General features: G+C 31.1%; 6 protein-coding genes. All 6 read left to right on the forward strand.

Features of this window, described 5'->3' with window-relative positions:
• Nucleotides 1–135 precede the first annotated feature (135 nt).
• The 6 genes from CP355_RS09350 (at nucleotide 136) to CP355_RS09370 (ending at nucleotide 5130) form a co-directional block, all read left to right on the forward strand.
• Complete coding sequence (locus CP355_RS09350) at nucleotides 136–408, forward strand: MoaD/ThiS family protein (protein ID WP_007125837.1); 273 nt, start codon at nucleotides 136–138, stop codon at nucleotides 406–408.
• A 65-nt stretch (nucleotides 409–473) separates the two neighbouring features.
• A complete protein-coding gene (locus CP355_RS09355; protein ID WP_007125836.1) occupies nucleotides 474–1211 on the forward strand; it encodes a HesA/MoeB/ThiF family protein in 738 nt (245 codons plus the stop codon).
• Nucleotides 1208–2419: an MFS transporter gene (locus CP355_RS09360; RefSeq protein ID WP_087712522.1), complete on the forward strand. Its 1212-nt coding sequence runs from the start codon at nucleotides 1208–1210 to the stop codon at nucleotides 2417–2419. The genes CP355_RS09355 and CP355_RS09360 overlap by 4 nt, the downstream gene beginning before the upstream one ends.
• A 584-nt stretch (nucleotides 2420–3003) precedes the next feature.
• Nucleotides 3004–3552 carry a hypothetical protein gene (locus tag CP355_RS09365; RefSeq protein ID WP_087712521.1) on the forward strand — a complete coding sequence of 183 codons (549 nt, stop codon included), beginning with the start codon at nucleotides 3004–3006 and terminating at the stop codon, nucleotides 3550–3552.
• Between the two features lie 490 nt (nucleotides 3553–4042).
• On the forward strand, nucleotides 4043–4189 hold the full coding sequence (locus CP355_RS10330; protein ID WP_157662325.1) for a hypothetical protein: 147 nt from the start codon (nucleotides 4043–4045) through the stop codon (nucleotides 4187–4189).
• 80 nt (nucleotides 4190–4269) lie between these two features.
• Nucleotides 4270–5130 carry a hypothetical protein gene (locus tag CP355_RS09370; protein ID WP_087712520.1) on the forward strand — a complete coding sequence of 287 codons (861 nt, stop codon included), beginning with the start codon at nucleotides 4270–4272 and terminating at the stop codon, nucleotides 5128–5130.
• Nucleotides 5131–5218: the final 88 nt, after the last annotated feature.

A 5218-nucleotide genomic window follows, 5' to 3' on the forward strand; every position in this document is an offset into this window, starting at 1 on the left:
TAAAGAAATAAATTTAAGGAATCATTCATCCTTACACAAACTATTTTACAGTCTCACAGATTTGTAAGGATAAACGGTATTAATAATCATTGTCTAGTATTAGAATCTGATTTTAATGAAAAGAGATAAGGTCAAATGATTACTGTTCAATTAAGAGGTATTGCTGAAGGTAGATTGGGAGTAAATCATATTGATTATGATTTACGTTTAGGTTCAAAAGTAAAAGATATGATTCAAAGAGTTGTATCTTTAGATGAAGACTTGAAACATAATATTTTTAATACCACGTTAAATGAGCCTAGAAAGTTATGTAGAGTTTTAGTAAATGGAAAATTAGCCAAGTTTAACCAAACAATTAATGCGACTGATAATGTTGCATTAGTAGGTGTGGTTACTTGTGACGGTTAATTTAAGAGCCTTTTTTTGGGGGTCTGGAAATATCCAGGCTCTTTTGCTTAAGAAAGGAATAGAAAATGATATTTGAAAATTCTAGATATAATCGACAAATTCAAATGCCAGAAATAGGTGAAGAGGGTCAAAAACGCTTAAGTAATGCTAGTGTAGTTAGCGTAGGTGCTGGTGGAGTTAAATCACCGTTGCTTTATTATTTAGCAGCTGCTGGAGTGGGAAAAATTAAGATCATTGATTTTGATAAAATTGAATTAAGTAATTTGAATAGACAAATATTGTATACCACTGATGATATTGGAAAATATAAAGCTAAAGTTGCTGCGAATAGATTGAGGCATTTAAATCCAGAAATTCAAATAATTGACTCAGAAGAAAAAGTTACACCTCAAAATATCAATACTTTATTATCTAATTATGATATTGTTTTAGAAGGTGGAGATGGTCCAGAACAACGTTTAATGGTCAATAAATATTGTGTAGATAATAATATCCCTATGGTACATGTTTCTGCACAGTATGGCTATGGTTATGTACTGACTATGCTTGATGCTAAAGTAGATCCGTGTTTACAATGTGCATTTCCAGATTTAGCTGAAAGTCGTAGAGGACCAGTAGCAGTTTGGGGTATAGGAACTGGTATTGCTGGTGTAATGGGTGCTAATGAAGTTTTGAAGATTATCTTGGAAAAAGGAGATTTAGCTCGTGGATATCTGCTTTGCGCATCCAGTTTTTCAAATGATTATTATAAAATTCCAATCCCTAAACTTTCAGATTGTCCAACTTGTGGCAAAATAAAATGATCGCTATAAATAAAGAAAGATTAATTGAGCGAGCTGCCTTACTAGCTTCTGGCGTAGATTCTTTAGGAACAGGTTCGTTCGTTAGTATTTCAACTATTTTCTTTTTGAATAATAGTCATGTCAGTGCAACTTTGATAGGAATAGGGCTGACTTTATCAGCAATATCTGGCATGGTTGCTTCCGTACCTGTTGCATACCTTGCTGATCGATTAGGAAAATTAAGAATATTTTCGGTATCTTATATATTAAGAGCATTTGGAATGTTGTTATGGCAAGGGATAAAAGGAAATATTAGTTTCTTAATTTTTATGACTTTGTTTGGAATAATTGATCGATCCGCAGCCTCTTTAACTAGAAGTTTAATAGTTGCACCGTTGAGTAAAGAAAAAGCTTCGATTTTAATGGGAAATATGGCTTTACCAACTAATCTGGGATATGGTATCGGTGCTGGTATAAGTGGAATAATAAGTTTTTTTAAATTAAATTTATTTATAGCTTTGATTATTAATGCTTTTTCTTTTATATTAGTTGTTTTAATTTATAACTATGCTTTAAAAGATGTTGATGTAACGTCAGCTAATATTAAGCGTTCACCATTAACATCTTTTAAAGCAATTAAAAGTTCCTTAATAAATAAAAAAAGATTTAATTTGATTATTGAAAACTTTATTTTTTCATTTCATAGGACTTTACTAAACGTTTATATTCCTTTGTTAGTTGTAAAAAACTTTACTAACTTAACATGGATGGCACCTACTGCGTTTGTATGTAATACTATTGTTATTGCTCTTTTTCAAGGTTTTGTAAATAAAATTGCCGTTCAAAAGAAAGTTTATGATATTTTTTGGATTATTTCTGGATTCTGTTTAGGGATATCATTTTTTGGAATAGTTATTTCTAACATTAATAATACAAAAAAGTTTTATTTAATATTACTAATATTGTTAGTTATTGTTCAAATAATAGCTGAGTTATTTAGTTCTGCAGCTCTAGCTGTTTATATGGTTGAATTTAGTAGATCTCAATATTTGACTTTGGATTTAAGTGCTATAAATTTGGGAGGACAATTACAGAATATTGTAGGACCAATGATATTTGGGGAATCTACTACTTCTAATTTTTTATATCCTTTGTGTATGGGAATTCTAACGTTAGCTATTACTATAAATGAATTAAAAAATAAAGTAATATTAAAAAACTCTAACTAGAAGATTAACATAAAGTTTTTAAATTAATAAAGCCGGATTATTAAGCATAATTAACCTTGGTTTATCAGTATAAACCAAGGTTAATTTTATTAAATTTTTTAATGGGTAACGTCTACTGTAAAAAAATAATAGTGAGACATAAACAAAAAAAGAGAAACCATCGTAAAAGATTAGATTCTCTTCTTGATGAAAGTAAAATTGTTATATTGAATATGTATTTTGTAAATCCGGGATAAAAATTTACTTTATAATTTAAGGCCTTTTGGACGTTGTAGGCTTAAGTGCCTAAGAAAAACACTTTAGGCGTTAAAAATTAACAAAAAATCGGGGAAGAAAAAATAAGAAATCGTGGATTAATTTAGAGTGCATGTTTCATATAAAAGTGCATTAATAAGATGGAAATTTAGCTACTTTGTGAAATATTAAAGCATATGTACTTCTTACTTAGAACAGTGTTTAGACTTCTTCAACTTTTTTATTCACAAACTTAAAATTGCTATAAAATAGTAGATGTGAAACGAAGAAACTCTGTTTCACAAATCGACAAATTTGTTTTTATAACGTTATAGAAAGAAGTGATACATTTGGTTAATAAAGTATTAACCAAACCGCGGGTACGTGGCAAGACGCACCATAAGACTTCACTTTATAGTAAATTAGAAAAGGCTTCGATGTTAATCGGAACAGCTGGTTTACTAGGCGGAGTCATTGGACCTGTAATTGCACCCGCTGAAGAAGTTCTCGCAGTTTCACGTAGTGAAATGCAAAAGAGAGCTAAACAAGGTGGCTCAGGTGGTAAAGCTACACCGCTTGGTACTTCTGAAAGAAAGCCTGGTCCTTCTAAGAAATCTGGAGGAAAAGGCGGTGGACCTAAAGTACATGGTAAGTTGCCTAACAAACTAGATATGTCTTATCTAGTTCCTTGGGGTAATGGCATTTATCATGAAAATGCCTTGGGCTCAAATGCAGGTAAGCTTACTGGTGTTGACACCGATCACGGCTACTACTCAAAGAGTAACACTTACCGTGATACTAAGCTTGATCCATACTTGGGCAAGAATCCAAAACTTGCAGAAGAAAAGGGACATTCAAAAATAATTATTTTGTTAGCAGATGACATTCATGGCAGATAAGCATAAGTTAACAAAATAATTATTTATTAAGGATATCTTTAGTGCGACCTTTTTTTGGTCGTTGCAAGACTTTTTATCATAATCTTTTTGGATATCTTTAGTGCATTCATCCACTGCAAAACTTCTTCTTTATCTTCTTGGATATCTCTAGTGCATTCATCCACTGCAAAACTTCTTTTTTCTCTTTCTCCATTGCTTTTTTTCTCTTGTCCCCAATTTCTTTGTAAAAAAAAAAAAAACTATTGACTGAAAGGAGATTTGAGATTATAATGATCGAGCAACGCGAGACCACATAGGAATCGGGGAGCTGCGAAAACGTAGCATCCAAGCGAAAAAGAGGAAAAAGGGACGAAGTTTACATTTAGAAGCGTCCCTTTTTTTGTTCTCCCGCTAGTAAAGCGGTTACACAAAACTATCAGTATCGGGGGGTAGCTAAGCATTATGCTGGCTACCCCCTCTTTTTTTATTTTTAATTAAGGAGATTTTTACGATGACTCAAAAGCAAACTAATGAAGAAAAATATATTGATATTCCTTTAGATGACGATGTTGAATGGGACAAATATCCTTTGGATGATGATGAAATTTTTGAGTATCTTATAGCTGAAAATGCCGTAATGTATATGGCTAACAACTAGGAAAAATTATATTTGGTAATAAGGCAGTTAAGCGAAATGCTTAGCTGCCTTTTTTGTTTTTAATTAAGGAGAAACTTAAAATGACTCAAAAACAAACTAATGAAAAAAAGGCTATTAAACGCTATGAAATGAATAAGAACTACTATATTACGGTTGATCAAATAATCAATAAACTCGATATGAAATATAAGTTTTTTGAAAGTAAAGAAATTTTTGATCCAGAATACTTAAGAGAATACTTGGGGGAAAAAGTGAGTGAACATGATAAAAAAATGATGAAAGATCTAACAGAAAAAATCACCTCTACTGTTAAAGACAAAGTGAATAAAGATGGTTTTAGTTATTTGGATCAAACCAATGAAGATGGCACAGAAGAGTTGTTAATTGATTCACGTGGTCTTATGAACCTTGATTTTGCATTACATAACTATTTTTATTCAAAATCTAGCATTATGAATTTGCAGGCGCTTAAAGATCGTGATCATGAACTTCAAAGCAAGCAAATAGCAGAGATTGCTAAGGATCAAGCTGATCAAGACAATATTTTAATCCAAGTAAAAAATAGTGATGAGCGTTTAAATAAGCAACAATTTGATGATGTTGACGATATACTATGGGATTGTGATCTTAGTGTTTTTTCATATGATTTAATTTCTGATATTGAGAAAGCACAACCTGATCTAATGAAATATCAACAGTTTGATGATGATTTTAAAAATAGATTTACTCGCGATTTCGAACACGTGAAGGTAGAAATAGCTTGTAAAAATATTTTTTATAATAAGATGGTTCTCTTTCGTAGAGATAGATACATTAAAGACTATTTTATGAGGGAACTACATACTGTTAAAATTCGTGGCAAGCAAATAGTGTATGAAGGATATTCAGAATATGATCGTAAATTACAAAATCCACTTGAGTGGTATTGTTATAATTTTTAAGATATCAAGAAAAATATTGATATCTTATTTTTCGCCGATTGTAAAATTAAATTGAACACTTGATAGAAAATAAAAAGTCCATTTGGAC

The organism is Lactobacillus sp. UMNPBX4 (genome assembly GCF_002554115.1).
GTDB lineage: Bacteria > Bacillota > Bacilli > Lactobacillales > Lactobacillaceae > Lactobacillus > Lactobacillus gallinarum.

Excerpts from the sequence above, each read along its gene's own strand:
- CP355_RS09350 (WP_007125837.1), top strand. The coding sequence starts at position 136 with ATGATTACTGTTCAATTAAGAGGTATTGCTGAAGGTAGATTGGGAGTA.
- CP355_RS09370 (WP_087712520.1), top strand. The coding sequence starts at position 4,270 with ATGACTCAAAAACAAACTAATGAAAAAAAGGCTATTAAACGCTATGAA.
- CP355_RS10330 (WP_157662325.1), top strand. The coding sequence starts at position 4,043 with ATGACTCAAAAGCAAACTAATGAAGAAAAATATATTGATATTCCTTTA.
- CP355_RS09355 (WP_007125836.1), top strand. The coding sequence starts at position 474 with ATGATATTTGAAAATTCTAGATATAATCGACAAATTCAAATGCCAGAA.
- CP355_RS09360 (WP_087712522.1), top strand. The coding sequence starts at position 1,208 with ATGATCGCTATAAATAAAGAAAGATTAATTGAGCGAGCTGCCTTACTA.